14 protein-coding genes and 1 other RNA gene are annotated in these 19,047 nt (G+C 70.1%); 5 read left to right on the top strand and 10 right to left on the bottom strand.

The genetic code is table 11. The features are described from left to right. Positions 1 to 115 precede the first annotated feature (115 nt). On the top strand, positions 116 to 748 hold the full coding sequence (locus CEK69_RS20680; protein ID WP_148829834.1) for an NAD-dependent dehydratase: 633 nt from the start codon (positions 116 to 118) through the stop codon (positions 746 to 748). Between the two features lie 207 nt (positions 749 to 955). Here CEK69_RS20680 and CEK69_RS20675 read toward each other — a convergent pair whose 3' ends face one another. Further along, positions 956 to 1,717: an SDR family NAD(P)-dependent oxidoreductase gene (locus CEK69_RS20675; RefSeq protein ID WP_152247678.1), complete on the bottom strand. Its 762-nt coding sequence runs from the start codon at positions 1,715 to 1,717 to the stop codon at positions 956 to 958. A gap of 165 nt (positions 1,718 to 1,882) precedes the next feature. Here CEK69_RS20675 and CEK69_RS20670 point away from each other — a divergent pair, with 165 nt between their 5' ends. Continuing rightward, complete coding sequence (locus tag CEK69_RS20670; RefSeq protein WP_017909718.1) at positions 1,883 to 2,212, top strand: DUF6172 family protein; 330 nt, start codon at positions 1,883 to 1,885, stop codon at positions 2,210 to 2,212. A gap of 323 nt (positions 2,213 to 2,535) precedes the next feature. Here CEK69_RS20670 and CEK69_RS20665 read toward each other — a convergent pair whose 3' ends face one another. The 8 genes from CEK69_RS20665 to CEK69_RS20630 all read right to left on the bottom strand — a co-directional run bounded on the left by CEK69_RS20665 (position 2,536) and on the right by CEK69_RS20630 (position 14,997). Next, the gene (locus CEK69_RS20665) at positions 2,536 to 3,822 is read right to left on the bottom strand and encodes a DEAD/DEAH box helicase (RefSeq protein WP_152247676.1); all 1,287 of its coding nucleotides are present in this window, start codon (positions 3,820 to 3,822) and stop codon (positions 2,536 to 2,538) included. A gap of 492 nt (positions 3,823 to 4,314) precedes the next feature. Next, positions 4,315 to 5,886, bottom strand: coding sequence for a M4 family metallopeptidase (locus tag CEK69_RS20660; RefSeq protein ID WP_152247674.1), 1,572 nt, complete (start codon positions 5,884 to 5,886; stop codon positions 4,315 to 4,317). 935 nt (positions 5,887 to 6,821) lie between these two features. After that, entirely contained in the window at positions 6,822 to 8,261 is a 1,440-nt protein-coding gene (locus CEK69_RS20655; protein ID WP_152247672.1) for a dihydrolipoamide acetyltransferase family protein, read from the bottom strand. After that, positions 8,258 to 8,608: an SH3 domain-containing protein gene (locus tag CEK69_RS20650; protein ID WP_017910228.1), complete on the bottom strand. Its 351-nt coding sequence runs from the start codon at positions 8,606 to 8,608 to the stop codon at positions 8,258 to 8,260. Before CEK69_RS20650 ends, CEK69_RS20655 begins: the two co-directional genes overlap by 4 nt. A 1-nt stretch (position 8,609) precedes the next feature. Beyond that, positions 8,610 to 9,689 (bottom strand): alpha-ketoacid dehydrogenase subunit beta, encoded by a 1,080-nt coding sequence (locus CEK69_RS20645; protein WP_017910227.1) that lies wholly within the window; start codon positions 9,687 to 9,689, stop codon positions 8,610 to 8,612. Next, entirely contained in the window at positions 9,682 to 10,770 is a 1,089-nt protein-coding gene (gene pdhA / locus CEK69_RS20640) for a pyruvate dehydrogenase (acetyl-transferring) E1 component subunit alpha (RefSeq protein WP_017916506.1), read from the bottom strand. The genes CEK69_RS20645 and pdhA overlap by 8 nt, the downstream gene beginning before the upstream one ends. 527 nt (positions 10,771 to 11,297) lie before the next feature. Further along, entirely contained in the window at positions 11,298 to 14,879 is a 3,582-nt protein-coding gene (locus CEK69_RS20635; RefSeq protein WP_152247670.1) for a lamin tail domain-containing protein, read from the bottom strand. A gap of 42 nt (positions 14,880 to 14,921) precedes the next feature. After that, positions 14,922 to 14,997: non-coding RNA, sX9 sRNA (locus CEK69_RS20630), on the bottom strand. A gap of 192 nt (positions 14,998 to 15,189) precedes the next feature. Here CEK69_RS20630 and CEK69_RS20625 point away from each other — a divergent pair. From CEK69_RS20625 to CEK69_RS20615, 3 genes are all read left to right on the top strand, one after another. Further along, positions 15,190 to 16,122 carry a tryptophan 2,3-dioxygenase family protein gene (locus CEK69_RS20625; RefSeq protein WP_152247668.1) on the top strand — a complete coding sequence of 311 codons (933 nt, stop codon included), beginning with the start codon at positions 15,190 to 15,192 and terminating at the stop codon, positions 16,120 to 16,122. Positions 16,123 to 16,416: 294 nt separating this feature from the next. Further along, complete coding sequence (locus CEK69_RS20620; RefSeq protein ID WP_152247666.1) at positions 16,417 to 17,940, top strand: oligopeptide:H+ symporter; 1,524 nt, start codon at positions 16,417 to 16,419, stop codon at positions 17,938 to 17,940. Positions 17,941 to 17,955: 15 nt separating this feature from the next. Further along, entirely contained in the window at positions 17,956 to 18,558 is a 603-nt protein-coding gene (locus tag CEK69_RS20615) for a thioredoxin family protein (protein ID WP_017911302.1), read from the top strand. Between the two features lie 142 nt (positions 18,559 to 18,700). On the opposite strand, the gene CEK69_RS20610 is transcribed toward CEK69_RS20615, so the two are convergent. Next, the coding region (locus tag CEK69_RS20610) for a MarR family transcriptional regulator (RefSeq protein WP_152240090.1) at positions 18,701 to 19,047 on the bottom strand (347 nt) is incomplete at its 5' end.

Raw genomic sequence — 19,047 nt, 5'->3', positions numbered from 1 at the left:
GGGTACGGGCGCGCAGCGCCTCATAGCCCACCGCCCGCCGCAAACATCCCAGACAGCACCTTGCCACCACCCCTGCGATAGTCGCCCCATCCCAGCCAACACCAAGGCCGTTCCCATGAAAATCCTGCTCGCCGGCGCCTCCGGCCTGGTCGGTGCCCACGTGCTGCGCCAGTTGCTGGCCGCCCCCGCCTGCAGCGCGGTGATCGCGCCGACCCGGCGCGCGCTGGAGCTGGTCCATCCGAAGCTGCTCAACCCGGTGCTCGACTTCGACGCGCTGCCGGCGCAGGCGCCGTGGTGGCAGGTGCAGGCGGCGATCTGCGCGCTCGGCACCACGATGCGCCAGGCCGGCTCGCGCGCGGCATTCCGCCGGGTCGATCACGACTATCCGCTGGCGATCGCGCGCCTGCTGCGCCAGCACGGCACCGAGGCCTTCGCGCTGAACTCCGCGCTGGGTGCGAATCCGCGGTCATGGGCCTTCTACAACCGGGTCAAGGGCGAGTTGGAACACGACCTGCGCGCGCTCGGCTTTACGTCGCTGACCCTGGTGCGGCCGGGCCTGATCGGCGGCGAGCGTGCGCAACGCCGCCGCGGCGAGCATGCCGCCAGTGTGGTGTTGCGTGCGCTCGGACCGCTGCTGCCGCGGCGCTACCGGATCAATCCGGCCGAACGCATCGCCGCGGCGCTGGTCGCGGCAGCGCTGCAGCCGCGACCGGGCGTGCAGGTCGTCGATGCGGCGCAGTTGGTTTAGGGGCCGGGATTGGGGAGTGGGGATTCGGGATGGGAGCGTCGTGCGCGAGTCCGCAGCATTGCCCGCCAACGCACGTTTGGGCGACTTCTCTGTGGATCGTCCGCGGCGTGACGCCGGCGCCAGGCCACATCACCACGGCATCGCGTGCAGCCCACGCTCGCCGCAGCGCGCTCGCGCGCACTGGACGCGGCCGCACACCGAGCCTCCTCAGGCGCCCAGCGACTGCCCGCCGTCCACCGCCAGCACCTGGCCGGTGATCCAGCGTGCCTGCGGCGAGGCCAGGAACAGTGCCGCGTTGGCGACATCGTCGATCGCGCCGAAGGCGCCGAACGGAATGCTGGCGCGGATCTGCCGGTACAGCTCGGGCTGCTGCTGGCGACGCTGCTCCCACAGGCCGCCGGGGAACTCGATGGAACCGGGTGCGATCGCATTGACCCGGATCCGCTCGCGCGCCAGCTGCGTCGCCAGGGTGGTCGTGTAGTAGTTCAGCGCCGCCTTCGCCGCCGAGTACGCCGGCACCCGCGGCGTCGGGCGCAGGCCGTTGATCGAGCTGATGTTGAGGATGCAGCCGCGACCACTGCCGCGCAGGTACGGCAATGCGGCGCGATTGCAGCGCACCGCGGCCATCAGGTCGATGTCGAAGCCGGCCTGCCAGCTCGCATCGTCGTCGCCATGGCCGTAGCCGGAGGCGTTGTTGATCATCACGTCGATGCCACCCAGTGCGTCCGCGGCCTGGGCCACCCAGGTCTGGATCTGCGCGGCGTCGGCCAGATCGCAGCACTGCGCCGCGACCGGGTGGCCGTGGCGCTGCAACTGCGCGGTGGCGTCGGCCAGCGGCGCGGGACTGCGCGCGCAGATCGCCACTGCGGCGCCATGGCGGGCGAAGGCATCGGCGATCGCCAGGCCGATCCCGCGGCTGGCGCCGGCGACGAGCACGCGGTATCCCGCGAAAGCGGACGGATCGGTCATCGGTGGCTCCTGCGTGCCGTGGGGCGTGCGCCGATTATCCGCGCAATCCGCAGCGCGTGGCCGCTTCTGGCACCATGGCGGCCGTCGTACGCGCCGTCCGTCGGTGCGCCCGCCGCGCCGTCGCCCTGCGATGACCGCCGCATTCCCTTTCCAGGATTTCCCGCAGTGAAGAAGACCTACCGGCTCCGCATCGAAGGCAAGCATCCCGACCGCCTGCTCGACGCCGCCAAGCACGACATCCGCAAGTACATCCGCCGCGAGCGCCGCAAGACCTTGCCGGCCGGTGCGGACTACTGGGATTTCGACACCCTGTTCGGCACCGAGGAAGCCACCGCCGCGGTGCTGCCGCCGGCCGAACTGCTGCGTGCGGTCGACGCGCTGGTCGCCGCCGGCGGCGAGCAGTTCTACGTGGAAATCCGCAGCCGCGCGTGCACGCGGCCGCCGCGGGCCAAGGGCGGCCAGGACGAAAGCGAGCACGATCCCTTCGAGGACTGAGCGCGATTCGGCGTGCCTGTCGCGCCGGGGGCGGCGCCGTGGCATCGACGTGCGACGCCAGGCCACTGCCCGCGCCCTTTGGCATTGCCGCAGCGCTTGCCGCGGTGCGCCAGGCCTTCCAGGCGTTTCTGGCCAGAGGGCCGACTGCGGCACGCGTTGGCGCGGACGCTCCTGGCGTCCTTGGTCGGATCCGTCCGACAAGCCCGGGTCGCATGGCGACGCGGTCGTTCTGATGTTCTGGCCGGAAACGTGCCTGATCTCGGCACGCGTCTGTGTGGCGACGGATGCCGCAGTAAAGCGTGGTACAGCCCACGCGGCGCCGCTCAGCCGCTCGCGGGCGGCTCCCCGTCCTGCGCACGCGCCGCGCGCAGCCGGTCCTTCTTGCTCGGTCGCTTGCCCTTGATGCCGCCGGTGGAGACGGCCGCCTCCGTGGACGGTGCGGCGGCCGGGGGTGGCGCTTGCTTCGGCTCGAAACCGGGAATGCGTTCGCGCGGCACGCGTACGCCTTGCCGCTTTTCGATCAGGCGCAGATGCGCCGCACTGGCCGCGTCGACGAAGCTCAGCGCCTGGCCCTCGGCACCGGCGCGCGCGCTGCGGCCGATGCGATGGGTGTAGTCCGCGGTGGAACGCGGCAGGTCGTAGTTCACCACCACCGGCAGCGCGGCGATGTCGATGCCGCGCGCGGCCAGGTCGGTGGTCACCAGCACCCGCACCTGCTGCTGGCGGAACGCCTCCAGGGTGCGCAGGCGCCGCCCTTGTGCGAGGTCGCCGTGCAGTGGCTGTGCGGCGATGCCGGCCTTGGCCAGCGCCGTGGCGACCTGCTCGGCGCTGCGCCGACTGGCGACGAACACCAGTGCGCGTGGCCATGCTTCCTGTTCCAGCAAATGCTGCAGCAAGGCCAGGCGACGCCCGTCGTCGACCTCGATCGCGCGCTGGTGCAGCGTCGCCGGGATCGGTGCTGCGTCGGCGGCGTCGCCGATGCGTCGCGGCGCGCGCAGCAGGCGCGTGGCCAGCGCCGCGATCGGGGCTGGCAGGGTGGCCGAGAACAACAGGGTCTGCCGCGTCGGCGGCAGCAGTTGCAGTAGCCGCTCCAGTTCGGCGCCGAAGCCCAGGTCGAGCAGGCGGTCGGCCTCGTCCAGCACCAGGTGCGCCACCGCGTCCAGTTGCAGCGCGCGCTGCGCCAGCAGGTCGAGCAGGCGCCCGGGCGTGGCCACCACCACGTCGGCGCCGCCGCGCAGCGCCAGCATCTGCGGATTGATCGAGACGCCGCCGACCGCCACCACCACCCGCGGCCGCCGCGGCAATTCCAGGCCCAGCGCGACGAAGGTGTCGGCGACCTGCACCGCCAGTTCGCGGGTCGGCACCAGCACCAGCACGCGGGTGGAGCGCGCCGGCCTGGCCGCCTGCGCGCAGGCCTGCAGCAACGGCAGCGCGAACGCCGCGGTCTTGCCGGAACCGGTCTGCGCCATGGCCAGCAGATCGTGGCCGGCGACGACGAGCGGTACGGCCTGCTGCTGGATCGGCGTGGGCGTCTGCCAGCCGGCGCGCGCGAGCGCGGCGGCGAAGGCGGGATACAGCGCGGGCGACAGACCGAGGGAAGCGAACGGCATCGGGAGGGGCAGCGAAGGTGAGACTGGACAGTATCGCCGACCTGGCTTACGCGCGGCTCCCGTCGTGACGCGTCTGGCGATCGCGCGTCGCGGCTGATCCCGAAAAGGGGACAAGAGCCGCTTCCACAAGGGCGTGCGGCGAGCTCGCCGAGTGCACCGTGGGAGGGACTTCAGTCCCGACGCATTGCGGCACCGGAAAGCACGCCACTTCGCCCGTCGCGGCTGATCCCGAAAAGGGGACAAGCGCCACTCCCACAAGGGCGTGCGGCGAGCTCGCCGAGTGCACTGTGGGAGGGACTTCAGTCCCGACGCATTGCGGCATCGGAAAGCACGCCGCTTCGCCCGTCACGGCTGATCCCGAAAAGGGGACAAGCGCCGCTCCTACGCGGCGATCGGCGAGAGCAGCTGTTGCCAATCCCCAATCCCCAATCCCCATCCCGAACTGCAACGCACGGCCATCCACGCGGATGGCCGTGCGCGTCCGTGCAGGCCTTACTGCGGGCAGCTCACGCCGACCGCGGCGAAGGCATTGCGCACCGCGGTCACCGAACGGCTCAGGTCGCTCGCGGCGGTCTGCACGCCGCAGGCGCCGCTGTTGAAGCTGGTGCTGGGCGTCCAGTACAACTGGTTGGCGCGGGCGAATACCTCGAAGGCGCTGCGCGTGTTCCAGCCGGAGGTGGTGGCCAGGGTATAGAACGCCTTGTTGTAGACGCCCGAGGAGTAATGCACGTCCAGGCCGCTGCGGTAGTTGGCGGCGTTGTCGATAGAGCTGCCGTCCTGCGTCGGGGTGGCCATGTAGCGCAGCGCACCGTTGGCCTTGAAGATCTCGGTGCCGACCTTGAAGTCGTTCGTGCCCTTGAGGTAGTACTCGGTGGCCTCGCCGGCCATGTCCGAGAACGCCTCGTTGATGCCGCCGGACTGGCCGGAATAGGTGAGGTTGGAATGCTGCTCGGTGAAGCCGTGCGAGACCTCGTGGCCGGCGACGTCGGCGCTGACCAGCGGATAGAACCGCGTGTTGCCGTCGCCGAAGTTCATCGTCGAACCGTTCCAGAACGCGTTCTCGTAGCGCGTGCCGTAATGCACGCGCATCACCAGCTGGAAGGTCAGCGGCGCCACGCCGACGTAGCTGCGATACATCTTCTCGATCACGCCGCCGAAGTAGTGCGCGTCGTTGATCGGCGAATAGGCGCCATTGATGGCCTTGTAGGTGTTGCGCGGGCAGGTGAACTGGTACGCGGTGGTGCCGGAGCTGCCGCCGTTGAGGTTCACCGACTTGACGTTGCTGTTCTGCATGCGGCAGTTGTCGTCCACCTCCAGGAAGCCGTGGATGCTGTCGCTGCCGTACTCGTACTGGCCGGTCTTGGCGTTGCCGCCCGGGCCGGTGGCGTCGCGCGTGGTCAGCGCGTCCCACTGCTTGAGGATGGCGCCGCTGCGCGCATCCACGATGACGAACGGCCTGCTCGGCGCGCCGCCGTTCGGCGCATCGGCGAAGAACGACACCACGTAGGCCAGGTGCGCGCGGTCGCTGTCGTCGAGGTAGATCATCTGCGGCGCCTGCGCGCGTTCGATGCGGCGATCGGCCTGGGCCGCGCCCAGCGCGACGCGCTGGGCCAGGAGCAACGCACGGTCGGCCGTCAGCGTGGCGCTGGGCGCATTGGCGGCAGTCGCCGGCAACTCGCTGGCCAGCCCGGCCACCGAGCGGCCGAACAGGCTGCGCACGCTGCCGTCGGCGCGCTCGCTGACGATCACCTGCTCGCCCCACACCGGAATGCCGCGGAAGGTCTGCTGGTAGCGGCGGTGCACGGTGCCGTCGGCATCTTCGCTGCTGCCGAGCAGGGTCAGCGCGGACTCGGCGTCCAGCCCGATCAGTTCGGCATGGCGCACCGCGGCCGCGGCCGGGATGCCGCCCACGCGCGCGGCGGCGCTGCGGTACTGGGTACCGAGCGTGTCCGGATTCTTGGCGTGCAGATCCACGCGTTGCGCGGCGCTGGCGGAGGTGGCGGCGAGCGCGAGCAGCAGGGACGGCAGCAGTGCCAACGGGCGATGACGAAGCGACTGGGTCATGTGCGGAATCCTCGAGCGCAAGAAGGAAGGACGCGCCGACGCGGCAGCGAAGCGGCCGTGGCGCGGTGCGTGGCATGACGTTCAGGGCAGTGCGGCCGATCGGCGCAGTGCCTCCCCCTGTGCAGCGACCATAACGGCGGCGTCGCGTCGCGTGGTAGACAGGTTGCGTTCAGGATTTTTGCATCGAGCAGATGCGGTATGGCCGTCGCTGCGACGTGTGACGCGCAATCGCGCCAAGCGGTTCGCCATCACGGTGCATGCAGGTCGGCGGATGTGCACCGAATGCATGCGAAGCGATCGCAGCACCAATGCCGGACCGCCGGTAGCACTTGGTCCCTGCACTGTGGGAGGGGCTTCAGCCCCGACGCGCTGTGCAGGAATTGCTCGGGAGAGCATCCCGTAGTGTGTAGAAGACTGCAGAGACCACGCGCGCCTCTGCGTGGCCTCCGAGGCATCCAATGCAGAACGGCCTCAATCGCGGTACTTTTAGTTCGTCGCGTCGGGACTGAAGTCCCTCCCACACGGGACGCATCTGCTGTACCTGATGCGCAGATGCACCGTCTGGTTTTATGCAGATCGGCGGATGTGCACCGAATGCATGCGGAGTGATCGGCAGCACCAATGCAGGACCGCCGGTAGCACTTGATCCCTGCACTGTGGGAGGGGCTTCAGCCCCGACGCGCTGTGCTGGAACTGCTCGGGGAATGACGACGCGATTTCTAGAAGACCGCGGAGAACATGCCCCGTGTACGTGACCTCCGGGATATCGGCTATAGAAAGGCTTGAGCCCTGCCGTTTTTTGTTTGTCGCGTCGGGACTGAAGTCCCTCCCACAATGGGGGTGCATACCACCATGACGGTGCATCTACTGCGTCAGCGCAGCAGATGCACCGTCTGGCGTCAGGCAGGTCGGCTGATCTGCAAGAGGGCCGGCGCTCAGCCCGGCAGCGCCAGGTCGTCGATCATCGCGCGCAGGAAGCGCGCCGCTTCGCCGCCGGTGCAGGCGCGATGGTCGAAGCTCAGCGACAGCGGCAGGATCTTGTGCGTCTCCACGCCGCCCATCACCGGCACCAACTGGTGGCGGGCGCGACCGGCGGCGACGATGGCCACGCACGGCGGCACCACGATCGGGGTGGCGTAGCGGCCGGCGAACATGCCGAAGTTGGACAGCGAGATCGTGTAGCCGCTCAGCTCCGAGGCCGGAATGCTGCGCGCCTCCACCTGCTGGCGCAGGCGGTTGATGCCTTCGCGCACGCCGCGCGCATCGAGCATGTCGGCGTTGCGCAGGGCCGGCACGAACAGGCCGTCGTCGGTGTCCACGGCGATGCCGATGTCCACGTGCGCGTGCAGGGTGCGGGTCAGCGCCTCGCCGTCGAACCAGGCGTTGAGCGCCGGCACCGCCTGGCAGGCGGCGACGATCGCGCGCACCAGGCGCCCGGTGGTGTCGTTGCCCGGCGCCCATGCGTGCAGGTCGGCATCGTCGTTGAGCGTGGTCAGCACCACCTGGCGCTGCGCCTCGGCCATCACTCGCGCCATGTTGCGGCGCACGCCCTTCAGCGGCTCGGGCTGGCCCTGCATGGCCACGCCCGGCGGCTGCGTGCGCATCGGCTTGCCGGCGGCGGAGAGCGGGGTGCGCGCGGGTGCGGCCTGGGATGTGCGGGCCGGCGCAGGAGCGGCTTCAGCCGCGACGGCAGGGCTCCGTGCAGTCGCGGCCGAAGCCGTTCCTGCAGCGGCGCCGGCTTTCGCCGAACCATCGGCCGCGGCCTGCTTGACGTCGGCCAGGGTGACTGCGCCGTCGGCGCCGCTGGCACGCACGCGGCCCAGGTCCACGCCGAGCTTCTTGGCCAAGGCGCGTACCGCCGGCATCGCGCGTACGCCGCCGACCGACACGGCCTGCTCGCTGTGCACGGTGTTGGAACTCTGCATCGCCCCGACCACGGTGCCGGCATCGTCGCGCTCGCCCGCGGCCTGCGCGTTGTCGGCGTCGTGCAGTTCGCCGCCGTCGTCGGAGGCGACCACGCGGTCGTCGGCCGCAGCGGTGTCCGCGCCGGCGCCCTTGCCGGACGCGGCTGGTGCCGCGCCGCCATGGTGATGGCCGGTGTCCTGGCCTTCGGCGCGCTGCGGCAGGTTCGGGTCGGGCGCGAACTGCGCCAGCATGCTGCCGGTCACGACGATGTCGCCCGGCGCGCCGGCCAGCTTCAGCACCTTGCCGGAGACCGGCGAGGGCACTTCGACCACCGCCTTGGCGGTTTCCATCGACACCAGCGGCTCGTCCAGCCGGATGGTGTCGCCTTCCTTGACGAACCACTCGACGATGGTGGCGTCGGGCAGGCCTTCGCCCAGGTCGGGCAGATTGAAATTCTTGGTTTGGCTCATGTGGTCTCTTCCAGCAGTTCCAGGTCGCGTGCCGGCAGCCAGCCCTGCGTGCCGTCGGCGCGCTCGGCCCACCACCAGTCGCCGTATTCGTGATGCAGGACGACGGTGTCGCCCTGCGCGGCATCGAGTTCGCGCGCGTCGTAGTCGCGCATCGCCACGGCATGGCCGTCGCCGGTCGGCTGCAGCCAGGCCAGCGGCGCCCAGCCGGCGCTGCCGGCGGTGCCGGTGATCCAGACGAACGCCGGCCACTCTTCGTCGCGCACGCCCAGCGCGACCCGCTCGCCGGCGGCGATGCGGATCGGATGCGGATAGGCGGCGCGGTAATCGCTGATCAAACGTGCCTGCATATCAACCCGCGGCCATCGCCCGCTTGGCCGCCGCGACGATCTTGTCGGTGCTCGGCAGGTACTTCATTTCCAGCCGGAACAGCGGGATGTGGGTGTCGTAGCCGGTCACGCGCTGCACCGGCGCGACCAGGTCGTACATCGACTGCTCGGCCAGGCGCGCGGCGATCTCGGCGCCGAAGCCGGCGCTGCGCGGGGCTTCCTGCACGATCACGCAGCGGCCGGTGCGCGCCACCGACTCGGCGATGGTGTCGAAGTCCAGCGGGCGTAGCGTGGCCACGTCGATCACTTCGGCGCTGATGCCGTCGGCGGCGAGGCGGTCGGCGGCCTCCAGCGCTTCCTTGACCTGCGCGCCCCAGGCGACCAGGGTCACGTCGGTGCCGTCGCGCAGCACGAAGCACACGTCCAGCGGCAGCGCCTCGCCATCGTCGGCGACCACTTCCTTGTACTGCCGGTAGATGCGCTTGGGTTCCATGTAGATCACCGGATCCGGCTCGCGGATCGCCGCCAGCAGCAGGCCGTAGGCGCGCTGCGGCGAGGACGGCAGCACCACGCGCAGGCCCGGCACGTTGGTGAAGATGGCTTCGTTGGCTTCGCTGTGGTGCTCCGGCGCGCGGATGCCGCCGCCCCACGGCACGCGCAGCACCATCGGGCAGTGCAGGCGGCCACGCGTACGGGTACGCAGGCGCGCGGCGTGGCAGATCAGGTGATCGACCATCGGATAGACGAAGCCGTCGAACTGCGCCTCGGCCACCGGCTTCATGCCCTGCGCGGCGAGGCCGACGCTAAGCCCGGCGATGGTGGTCTCGTCCAGCGGGGTGTCGAGCACGCGCTGCGCGCCGAAGCGCTGCTGCAGGCCGGCGGTGGCGCGGAACACGCCGCCGTTGACGCCCACGTCCTCGCCCAGCACCAGCACCGACGGGTCGTGCTGCAGTTCCCAGGCCAGCGCCTGGGTCACCGCTTCGATCAGGGTAATGGGCGTGCTGGTCATCGGGCTGTCTCCGCGCGCGGTGGCGGCGCTGTGGGCGGTGCCGGCCGCAGGCGCGGCCGTGTGATCGGCGAGGCGGGGGCTCAACTCATCCATGGCGCTGCTCCAGGGCGATGGCCTCGGCGCGCTGCGCGAGCAGGTCCGGCGGCGGGTCGGCGTACAGGTAGTCGAACATGGCTTCCACCGGCTGCACCGGGGTTTCCAGGTAGGCGTTGAGTTCGATGTCGGCCAGGCGCGCGCATTCCTGCTTCCACGCTGCTTCCTCTTCTTCGCTCCACAGGCCCTGCGCGCTCAGCCAGGTGCGCAGGCGCAGCAGCGGCTCGCGTTCCCAGGCCTGCTTGACCTCGGCGTCGTCGCGGTAGCGGCGCGCGTCGTCGGCGGTGGTGTGGTCGGACAGGCGGTAGGTCATGAACTCGATCACCGTGCCGCCCTGGCCGGCCAGCGCGCGCTCGCGCGCCTGGCGCATCGCTTCGAGCACGGCGATCAGGTCGTTGCCGTCCACCTGCAGGCAGTGCAGGCCGCCGGCCAGGCCCTTCTGCGCCAGCGTCTGCGCGCCGGTCTGCGCGTTGCGCGGCACCGAGATCGCCCAGCCGTTGTTGATCACGCACAGGATCAGCGGCAGCTGGTAGGCGCCCGCGGAGTTGAGCGCGGCATAGAAGTCGGTCTTGGACGAGCCGCCGTCGCCGCAGGTGGCCACTGCCACCTGAGGTTCGCCGCGCAGCTTGAACGCCAGCGCGGCGCCGGCGGCGTGCAGGCACTGGGTGGAGATCGGCACGCAGATCGGGAAGTCGCGGGCGGCGTCGGAATCGCGCTGGAAGTCGCTGCCGCGCTCGTCGCCGCCCCAGTACAGCAGGATCTCGCGCGGGCGCACGCCGCGCATGAACATGGCGCCGTACTCGCGGTAGCTGGGCGCCAGCACGTCGCCGCGGCGCATCGACGCGCCGATGCCGATGTGGGTGGCCTCGTGGCCCAGGCAGGAGGCGTAGGTGCCCAGCTTGCCGGTGCGCTGCAGGGCCACCGCCTTGCTGTCGAAGGTGCGCACGTAGAGCATCTGCTTGAACAGCGCCAGCAGCGTCTGCGGGTTGGCCGAGTCGGCCGGAAGCGCGTCGCGGACCGGCTGGCCGCCCGCGTCGAGGTACTGCAGGAACTCAATTTCGAACTGGGCGGCGATGCTCATGGCGATGGCGCTCTCGACAACAAGTTTCAAATGATATGAGTCGGCATGTTAAGGAAGCCGTGCACAAAAGCCGTCGTGCACCGCAGCACGCGGCGATGCCGTATCGCACAAGAAAAGCGTGGTCGCGCCGCGTTGCCGATTGATGGCGTTGGGTATCGCCGATGTTGCACTGCGATGCATGCCGTTCATGTGCGCGTGGGTGTCCACCGGTGGCGGTGGTACATGCCAGCGGTGCGGTGCGCGCGCTGGAGGCGAGGGTGTCGGACAAGGACAGAAGGCGTATACGTGCAGCAGCAGCGGAAGGGCATCGCGCATCGCCCGCTACGCACCCTCAAGCCGCATGGACGTCGCCTCGTAACAGCGGCTTCAGCCGCGACGGGCGTTACCGGGAATCCCCCATCGAGGCTGACGCCGCTCCTGCGCGATAGCGCTTTCGGCAGCGCGTGATCGGCGCCGGGTGGCGTTGCCCCAAGCAAAAAGGGCGTGGCCTTGCGGCCACGCCCTTTCGTCTGCACCGCTTGCCGCGATCAGCGGCCGAACAGGCGCAGCCCCTCCACGCGGGTGCTCAAGCGCGCGCTGTTGTCGCTCGGGTCGGCATCGGCCGAGGTCGACCCGGCGCTGGCGCCGATCACGATCTGGCGGTCGGCCGGCAGCGGCCGTGTCGCCAGGCTCAGGCGGAACGCGGCGCTGGCGCCCGGCGCCAGGTCGGCGCCGCTGCGGCACTGGAAGCGCGCGCTGCGCAGGCCGTGGTTCTGCCGCACGCACTGCCAGCCGCGCGGCGGCACCAGCGCGGTGAGCGCCGACAGGGTGCTGCCGTCGATCTCCAGGCTGGCGCCCTGCACCGGCGCATTGCCGTGGTTGCGCACGTCGATGCGGTAGTCGGCGAAGAAGGCGAAGAACGGCAGGGTGGCCGGGCCGTCGATCGACACCGCCAGGTCGCCGGCCGGACGCGCCTGCACCGCCACGGTGGCGCCGCCGCCGTTGTCGCCGGGGTTGGGGTCCTCGGTCTGCGAGGCCACCGATGCGGCAAGGCTCAGGCTGCGCCCGACCAGGGCGGTGCCGGCCGGCACCGCCACCTCGAAGCGCGGCGTGGTGCCGGCGGCGAACTGCGCGGTGCTGCAGGTGACCACGGTCTGCGCAGCCACCTCCGGCGCGGCGCAGTCCCAGCCCGGGGCGGCGGTCACGCTCGGGGCCACCGCCGCGTCCAGGGCGAAGGCGACTGCCGCCGCACGCGCCGCGTCCGGACCGGCGTTGGCCAGTTCCACGCTGTAGCGGATGGTGTCGCCGGCATAGACCGACGCGTTGGCGGCGCTCACGCGCAGGCTCAGGTCGGCGCGCTCCAGCGGCTTGAGCTTGATCAGCACCACCGCCGGGTCGTGGTCGGACAGCCGCGCCGGCGAGTTGGCGTCGTTGCGGGCCACGGCCGGGAAGTCGGCGTTGAGCCGCGCATGGGCTTCGCTGAGACCGGCGATCTGCGCCGAGCGCATCAGCGCACGGTTGGCCAGGATGTGGTCCAGCGATTGCACGTTGCCGTCGTAGGCGTAGGAGTAGCTCTGGTCCGGCGTCGACAGCAGGGTCAGGTTGTACAGCGCCGGATCGACCAGGGTGGCGCCGTCGCCGCCGACCACGGTCTGCGCGTCGGGCGCCGGCAGGCCGGTGATGGTGCCCATCGCATCGACATAGCCGTCGTTGAACTCGAAGGCGTTGAAGTCGCCCATCACCAGCAACTGCTCGGTCGGATCGGCGGCCTGGCGCGCCTGCAGCAGGTTGGCCAGGAACACCGCCTGCGCCTGGCGCTTGGCGCGGATGCGCTGGCCGCTGGCGTCGTCGGTCTCGGCGCCGTTGAGCGAACGCTGGTGCACCTCGACCACGGTCAGCGGCAGCGCACGGCCGTCGGCGAAATGCACCACCGCCTTCAGCAGCAGCGGCGGACGGTCGTTGAGCAGGCTGACGGTGCCGCTCGGCTCGGTCCAGGTGGCGGCCTTGCCTTCCTGGCTCACCGAGACCACCTCGACGCGGGCGATGCCGGCACCGATCTGCGCGGTCTTGACCAGGAAGCCGACGTCGATGCCGCCCACGTCGTTGCCTTCCTGCAGGTAGGCCACGTACTGCGGATCGGGCTGGCCGGCGGCCACCGCGTCGCGGTTGACCCGGTCGGCCAGGGTCTGCAGCACGCTCAGGTTCTCGATCTCCACCGTGCCGAGGATGTCGGGGGTGTTGAGGTAGTTGCGGATCGCCAGCGAGGCCTTGTTGAGGCGTGCCTGGTAGGCGGCCGCGGTCAGCACCGGTTCGCCGATCGCCGGGTCGTTCTGGTCGTCGAAGAAGCGCTCCATGTTGTAGGTGGCGATGTTGACGTCGTCGGCCTGCGGCGCGGGGGCGGCCTTGGGCTGGTCGGCGCCGTCGCACTGCACGGTGGGCGCGGTTTCCGGGTAGATGGTGTAGCGGCGGAAGCTGTAGTCCAGCGGGCCGCTGACGCCGAGCACGGTGCAGCCGGCGGCCACGTCGATGCGCTGGCCGCCGAGGCCGGCGCTGCCGACCGCGATCACCTGCGGGCTGGTGTTCCAGCGCGGCACATCGGCCGGCGAGCCGGCCGGCAGCGCGTCGGGCTGCTGCACGCCGGCGGTGCGCCAGGCGCGCGGCAGGCCGGTGACCACGGCATGGAACACGCCATTGCTGGTGGCGCTGGCGTTGGTCTCGTTGACATTGCCCAGGGTCGGCGTGTTAACGGTCAGGCTGGGCACGGTGACGCGCATGCCTTCCAGGCGCTCGAGCTGGTCGTAGGCGCCGTTCGGGTCGGGGAAACGGGTGGTCAGCTCGACCGCGGCCGGCAGCGGATTGCCGGTGGACTGCAGCAGCACCGTCGGCGAGGTCAGTTCGGTCAGCGGCGGCTGGCTGGGGTCGGTGCTGGGCACATATTCGACCACCGTGGCCTGCACCCGCACCGAATTGCCCACCGCGGCCTCGGCCGGCGGCGCACTGCCGGTGTAGACGTAGATGCCTTCGGAGGTGAGCGGGTCGGCGTCTGCCTGAGCGTCGGGCGTCTGCAGGAAGAAGCCGGCGCTGCGCCGCGCGGTGACGATGCCGCTGGTGGCGACCACCTGGCCGACCAGCGGCGAGCGCGCGCCGCTGCCCTGGATGCTGTGGATCGGCACCAGGTTGAAGTCGTCGTTGAGGATCACTCCGCTGGCGGTCAGCGTGGACGGCAGCGCACCGCTGACGCCGGTGATGTCGAGGTAGAAGGTCTCGTCGGGTTCGTTGCTGGTGTCGCCGTTGACCAGCACGCGCACCTCGGCGCTGCTTTCGCCGGCCGGGATGGTCACCTGGGTCGCGGCCAGTGCCTGGTAGTCGCTGCCGGCAGTGGCGGTGCCGTCTCGGGTGGCGACGGTGAAAGTCACACCGGCGCTGCCGGCCGGCTGGCTCAGCGTCACCGTGAACACGAACGCGCTGCTGCCGCTGTCGCCTTCGGCGCGGCTGACGTTGGCCACGCTGGCCACCGGCTGGTTGCCGCCGCCGCACAGGCTGACCGGCGCGGCGCTGTTGCGCGGGGTCGGCGCGCCGGTGGCGAAGTCGGCGTTGTTGTTGTCGCTGTCGGTGCAGCCGCCGTTGCCGCGCAGCACCGCCAGGGTGTTGCTGGGCGCGGCGGTCGGGGAGCTGCCTTCGGCGCAGCTGGCGCTGCTGCCGTAGCCGACGAAGTCGGCGTTGCCGGCCGGGCAGGCGCCGCTCAGCGCGGCGCTGCTCTTGCTCAGCGCGATCTTGCCGGCGCTGCCGCTCATGGCGATGGTGCCGGTGGCGTCGGGCGTGGGCAGCGCGGCGCTGCCGCCGCTGCCGTCGGCCTGCTTGACCAGGTAGTAGCCGCCCGGCGCGATGCTGCCGCTGAGCGTGGTGACCTGCCAGCTGCTGCCGGTGGCCGAGGCGTACTGCACCGACCAGCCGGCCAGGCTCACCGCCTCGCTGCCGTTGTTGTGCAATTCGACGAAATCGCTTTTGTAGGTGGCGCCGCTGTTGCCGCCACCGCCATAGACCTGGCTGATGACCACCTGGGCCTGGGCGTACCCGGCACCACCCAGCGCGCACGACAACACTGCAGCTCGAAGCAGCATGGTTCGCATGAACAAGATCTCCCCAATCCTTGAAGACGTGGACTTAAGAGTGGCGAACGAAACGTAGCGAGCAGTCGCCAGGTGGGTGCGGACGGCGCGGAGGAACCGCAGTGTACGAGTGGTACATGAGGATTCCGAGCACCGTCCGCGCCCGCCTGGTGGCTGCGCAGTAGTTTCGTTAGCCGCTCTTACGCAGATGAACCGACGGCACCCCCCAGGCGCCGCCGACGATTGTGCCGGAGTTTGTCAGCCGGTGCTGACGAATGTGTGACATTCGTCGCTGCGGTACCCTTGCCGGCCCGGAACGCCCACGCCGCCCATGCCCGTCGAACAGAACCAGCGCCCGCTCGAAGCCGGCATCCACACCGACCTGGAAGGCCGCCTGACCTACGGCGGCTACCTGCGCCTGGACCGGCTGCTGTCGGCGCAGCAGCCGTTGTCGAGCCCGCCGCACCACGACGAACTGCTGTTCATCGTCCAGCACCAGACCTCCGAGCTGTGGCTGAAGCTGCTGGCGCACGAACTGCGCGCGGCAATCGGGCACCTGCAGCGCGACGAGGTGTGGCAATGCCGCAAGGTGCTGGCGCGCAGCAAGCAGGTGCTGCGCCTGCTGACCGAGCAGTGGTCGGTGCTGGAGACCCTGACCCCGTCCGAGTACATGGGCTTCCGCGACGTGCTGGGTCCGTCCTCCGGCTTCCAGTCGCTGCAGTACCGCACCATCGAATTCATGCTCGGCAACAAGAACGCACAGATGCTGCCGGTGTTCGACCACGACCCGCAGGGCCAGGCGGCGCTGCAGGCGGTATTGGAGGCGCCCAGCCTGTACGAGGAGTTCCTGCGCTACCTGGCCCGCTTCGGCCACGCGGTGCCGGCGTCGTACCACGCCCGCGACTGGCGCCAGCCGCACGTCAGCGACTCGCTGCTGCGCCCGGTGTTCGAGCGCATCTACGAGAACACCGACCGCTACTGGCGCGAGTACGCGCTGTGCGAGGACCTGGTGGACCTGGAGACCCAGTTCCAGCTGTGGCGCTTCCGCCACATGCGCACGGTGATGCGGGTGATCGGCTTCAAGCGCGGCACCGGCGGCTCCAGCGGCGTCGGCTTCCTGCAGCAGGCGCTGGCGCTGACCTTCTTTCCGGAACTGTTCGAGGTGCGGACGTCGGTGGGGCTGGAAAGCCGGGACCCGGAACTCGGGACCCGGGACCCGGAACTCGGGACCCGGGACCCGGATGGGGCGTCGCAAGCGCCGTAGTGGAGCGCGCTGGCAGGCGCCGCTCGGCCTTGCTGCGCTGCGTCGTGGTCGGATGCGTTCGTCTTTCCGCGTAGCGTGCCGCGTGGAAGCTGGTGTACCGCATGCGCACATCGTCTTCTCGCCCGGAATCCCTGGCCTTCGGGGGCCCGCCTTTCCGGGTCCCGGGCCCCGGGTCCCGAGTCCCGGCCCCACCACGCATTTGACGCCACGCCGTCGCTCGGTGATCCTCGCCCGTTGCCCGGCCTGGCCGGACGCACCGCCCCAGCCCATCCTGAATACGCAAGGGAACACCGCATGAGCGTTGACGTCGTCGCGTCGAACCACCCCGCCTCACCGCAGCCGCCGTCAGCGCAACCGCCCGAATTCAAGACCCTGCTGGGGCATCCGCGTCCGCTGTGGATGCTGTTCATGACCGAGTTCTGGGAGCGCTTCGCGTTCTACGGCATTCGCTGGGCGCTGGTGCTGTACATCGTGGCGCAGTTCCATGGCGGCCAGGGTTCGGGCCAGGCCTTGGCCAGCGCCACCTATGGCGCCTACCTGGCACTGGTGTACGCGGCGGCGATCTTCGGCGGCTACATCGCCGACCGGGTGCTCGGCTACCAGCGCTCGATCCTGGTCGGTGCGGCGGTGATGTCCACCGGCCTGTTCCTGATCTCCGTGCCCAACCCGCAGATCTTCGAACTGGGCCTGGCCACCGTCGTGGTCGGCAACGGCCTGTTCAAACCCAACATCTCGACCATGGTCGGCAAGCTGTACAGCGCCGCCGATCCGCGCCGCGACAGCGGCTTCACCATCTTCTACATGGGCATCAACCTGGGCGCGATGATCGCGCCGTGGCTGACCCAGCAGCTGGCCGAGAAGGTGTTCGGCACCGAAGCGATGCCGTCCTACAAGATGGTGTTCATCGCCTCGGGCATCGGCATGCTGATCAGCCTGGTGTGGTTCTGGTTCGGCCGCCGCCAGCTCAAGGGCATCGGCGCGCCGTTGCCGGGCGGTGCCGGCGGCATGCGCGTGGTCTACGTGCTGCTGGGCATGCTGGTGGCGGTCCCGGCGGTGTACCTGGCGCTGGCCGCCGGCGCCGAAGTGCTGCAGTGGATCCTCAGCACCATGTTCGTGGCCCTGGCGATCATGTTGCTGGTGGAAGGCATCCGCAACGGCAAGGTGGCGCGCGACAAGGTCATCGCGATGCTGATCATCTTCGCCTTCAACGTGCTGTTCTGGATGTTCTTCGAGCAGGCCGGCAGTTCCTTCACCTTCCTCGCCGACGAGATCGTCAACCGCCAGTTCGGCGACTGGACCTTCCCGACCGCGTGGTTCCAGTCGGTCAACTCGCTGGCGATCATCACCCTGGCGCCGGTCATCGCCTGGATCTGGGTCAAGGCCGGCCGCTTCAATCCCTCGATCTCGCGCAAGTTCGCGCTCGGCCTGGCGTTCAACGGCCTGGCCTTCCTGCTGCTGATGTTCGCGCTGTCGAGCCTGGTCAACGACGCCGGCAAGATCCCGTTCTGGACCCTGTTCATGGTCTACGTCATCCAGTCGGTGGGCGAGCTGTGCCTGTCGCCGATCGGGCTGTCGATGGTGACCAAGCTGGCGCCGGTGCGGCTGGTCGGCTTCGGCATGGGCGGCTGGTTCCTGTCCACCGGCATCGGCAACAACCTGTCCGGCATCTTCGCCAGCCATGTCAGCGGCGAAGGCGGCATGACCGTGTCGTCCGCGCTGGGCGGGTATACCTTCGGCTTCTGGGCGCTGCTGGGCGCCGGCGTGGTGCTGTTCCTGATCGCGCCGCTGATCAGCAAGCTGATGCACGGTGTGAAGTAACCTGAGGACGACGCAATGGCGATGAACAAGACGATCTGCGCTGCCCTGGCGGCGATGCTGGCGCTGAGCGCGTGCGGGCAGACCGCGGCGCCGCCCGACGCGCAGGCGCCGGCCAAGCCGCTGGACACCTCGGTGCAGAAGCCGCCGGTGGCCGATCCCAACCAGCCGGTGGCCTCGGGCAATACCCCGGCCGCCGCCGACGTGGCCGCGGCCAAGGCCCTGGGCGCGCAGTTCGATCCGCAGCGCAATCCGGCCGACGACCTGGACACCGCCATGGTCGAGGCCAAGCGCGGCGGCAAGCGCATCCTGCTCGACGTGGGCAACGAGGCGTGCGACTGGTGCCACACCCTGGACACCTTCATCGAGGGCGATGCGGAGCTGCGCAGCTTCCGCGACGCCAACTTCGTCTGGGTCAAGGTCAACGTCAGCGATGCCAACAAGAACGAGGCGTTCATGGCGCAGTACCCGAAGATCGTCGACTTCCCGCACCTGCTGGTGCTCGACGCCGACGGCAAGCTGCTGCACTCGCAGGTGCTCGCCGACCTGCAGAAGGGCAAGGACTACGACCGCAGGAAGTTCTCGGACTTCCTCAAGGAATGGGCGCCGCCGAAGGCCTGAGCGGCCGCGAAGCACAATTCTCGTAGGAGCGGGTCTTGTCCCCTTTTGTGGGATCAGCCGCGACCGGGCTTCCCAGGAATGCTCGGTCGGCTGAAGCCGCTCCTGCGACGTCAAAGGCCCGCAGTGCACGGGCCCCGGCGCCTCAGCGCCCGGTCATGCTCGGCAGGCCCTCGGCCGCCAGGCGGTCGATCAGCCGGTTCAGCAGGCGCTGCTCGTCCTCGCTGAAGGGCGCCAGCAGGCGCCGTTCGCATTCCAGCACCATCGGCGCCACCACCTGGTACACCTCCACCCCGGCCGCGGTCAGGTGCAGCACCGAGCGGCGGCGGTCGTCGCCGTGGGTCTCGCGCTGGATGAAGCCACGCTCCAGCTGCCGCGCCACCGCCCGGCTCACCGCCACCTTGTCCATCGCGGTGCGCTCGGAGACCTCGCCGGCCGACAGCCCCGGATACAGCGCCAGCACCGCCATCACCCGCCACTCGGTCACCGCCA

Origin of the sequence: Xanthomonas sp. LMG 12462, assembly GCF_009192885.1 — a bacterium.
Taxonomy (GTDB): Bacteria; Pseudomonadota; Gammaproteobacteria; order Xanthomonadales; family Xanthomonadaceae; genus Xanthomonas_A; species Xanthomonas_A sontii.
The sequence above is the reverse complement of the archived record's forward strand: the minus strand, read 5'-3'. Positions and strand labels throughout refer to the sequence as shown.

Coding starts and splice junctions, on each gene's coding strand:
- CEK69_RS20665 (WP_152247676.1), bottom strand. CDS start 3,822: ATGCCGTTCGCTTCCCTCGGTCTGTCGCCCGCGCTGTATCCCGCCTTC.
- CEK69_RS20680 (WP_148829834.1), top strand. CDS start 116: ATGAAAATCCTGCTCGCCGGCGCCTCCGGCCTGGTCGGTGCCCACGTG.
- CEK69_RS20625 (WP_152247668.1), top strand. CDS start 15,190: ATGCCCGTCGAACAGAACCAGCGCCCGCTCGAAGCCGGCATCCACACC.
- CEK69_RS20635 (WP_152247670.1), bottom strand. CDS start 14,879: ATGCGAACCATGCTGCTTCGAGCTGCAGTGTTGTCGTGCGCGCTGGGT.
- CEK69_RS20615 (WP_017911302.1), top strand. CDS start 17,956: ATGGCGATGAACAAGACGATCTGCGCTGCCCTGGCGGCGATGCTGGCG.
- CEK69_RS20620 (WP_152247666.1), top strand. CDS start 16,417: ATGAGCGTTGACGTCGTCGCGTCGAACCACCCCGCCTCACCGCAGCCG.
- CEK69_RS20650 (WP_017910228.1), bottom strand. CDS start 8,608: ATGCAGGCACGTTTGATCAGCGATTACCGCGCCGCCTATCCGCATCCG.
- CEK69_RS20660 (WP_152247674.1), bottom strand. CDS start 5,886: ATGACCCAGTCGCTTCGTCATCGCCCGTTGGCACTGCTGCCGTCCCTG.
- CEK69_RS20645 (WP_017910227.1), bottom strand. CDS start 9,689: ATGGATGAGTTGAGCCCCCGCCTCGCCGATCACACGGCCGCGCCTGCG.
- CEK69_RS20655 (WP_152247672.1), bottom strand. CDS start 8,261: ATGAGCCAAACCAAGAATTTCAATCTGCCCGACCTGGGCGAAGGCCTG.
- CEK69_RS20675 (WP_152247678.1), bottom strand. CDS start 1,717: ATGACCGATCCGTCCGCTTTCGCGGGATACCGCGTGCTCGTCGCCGGC.
- pdhA (WP_017916506.1), bottom strand. CDS start 10,770: ATGAGCATCGCCGCCCAGTTCGAAATTGAGTTCCTGCAGTACCTCGAC.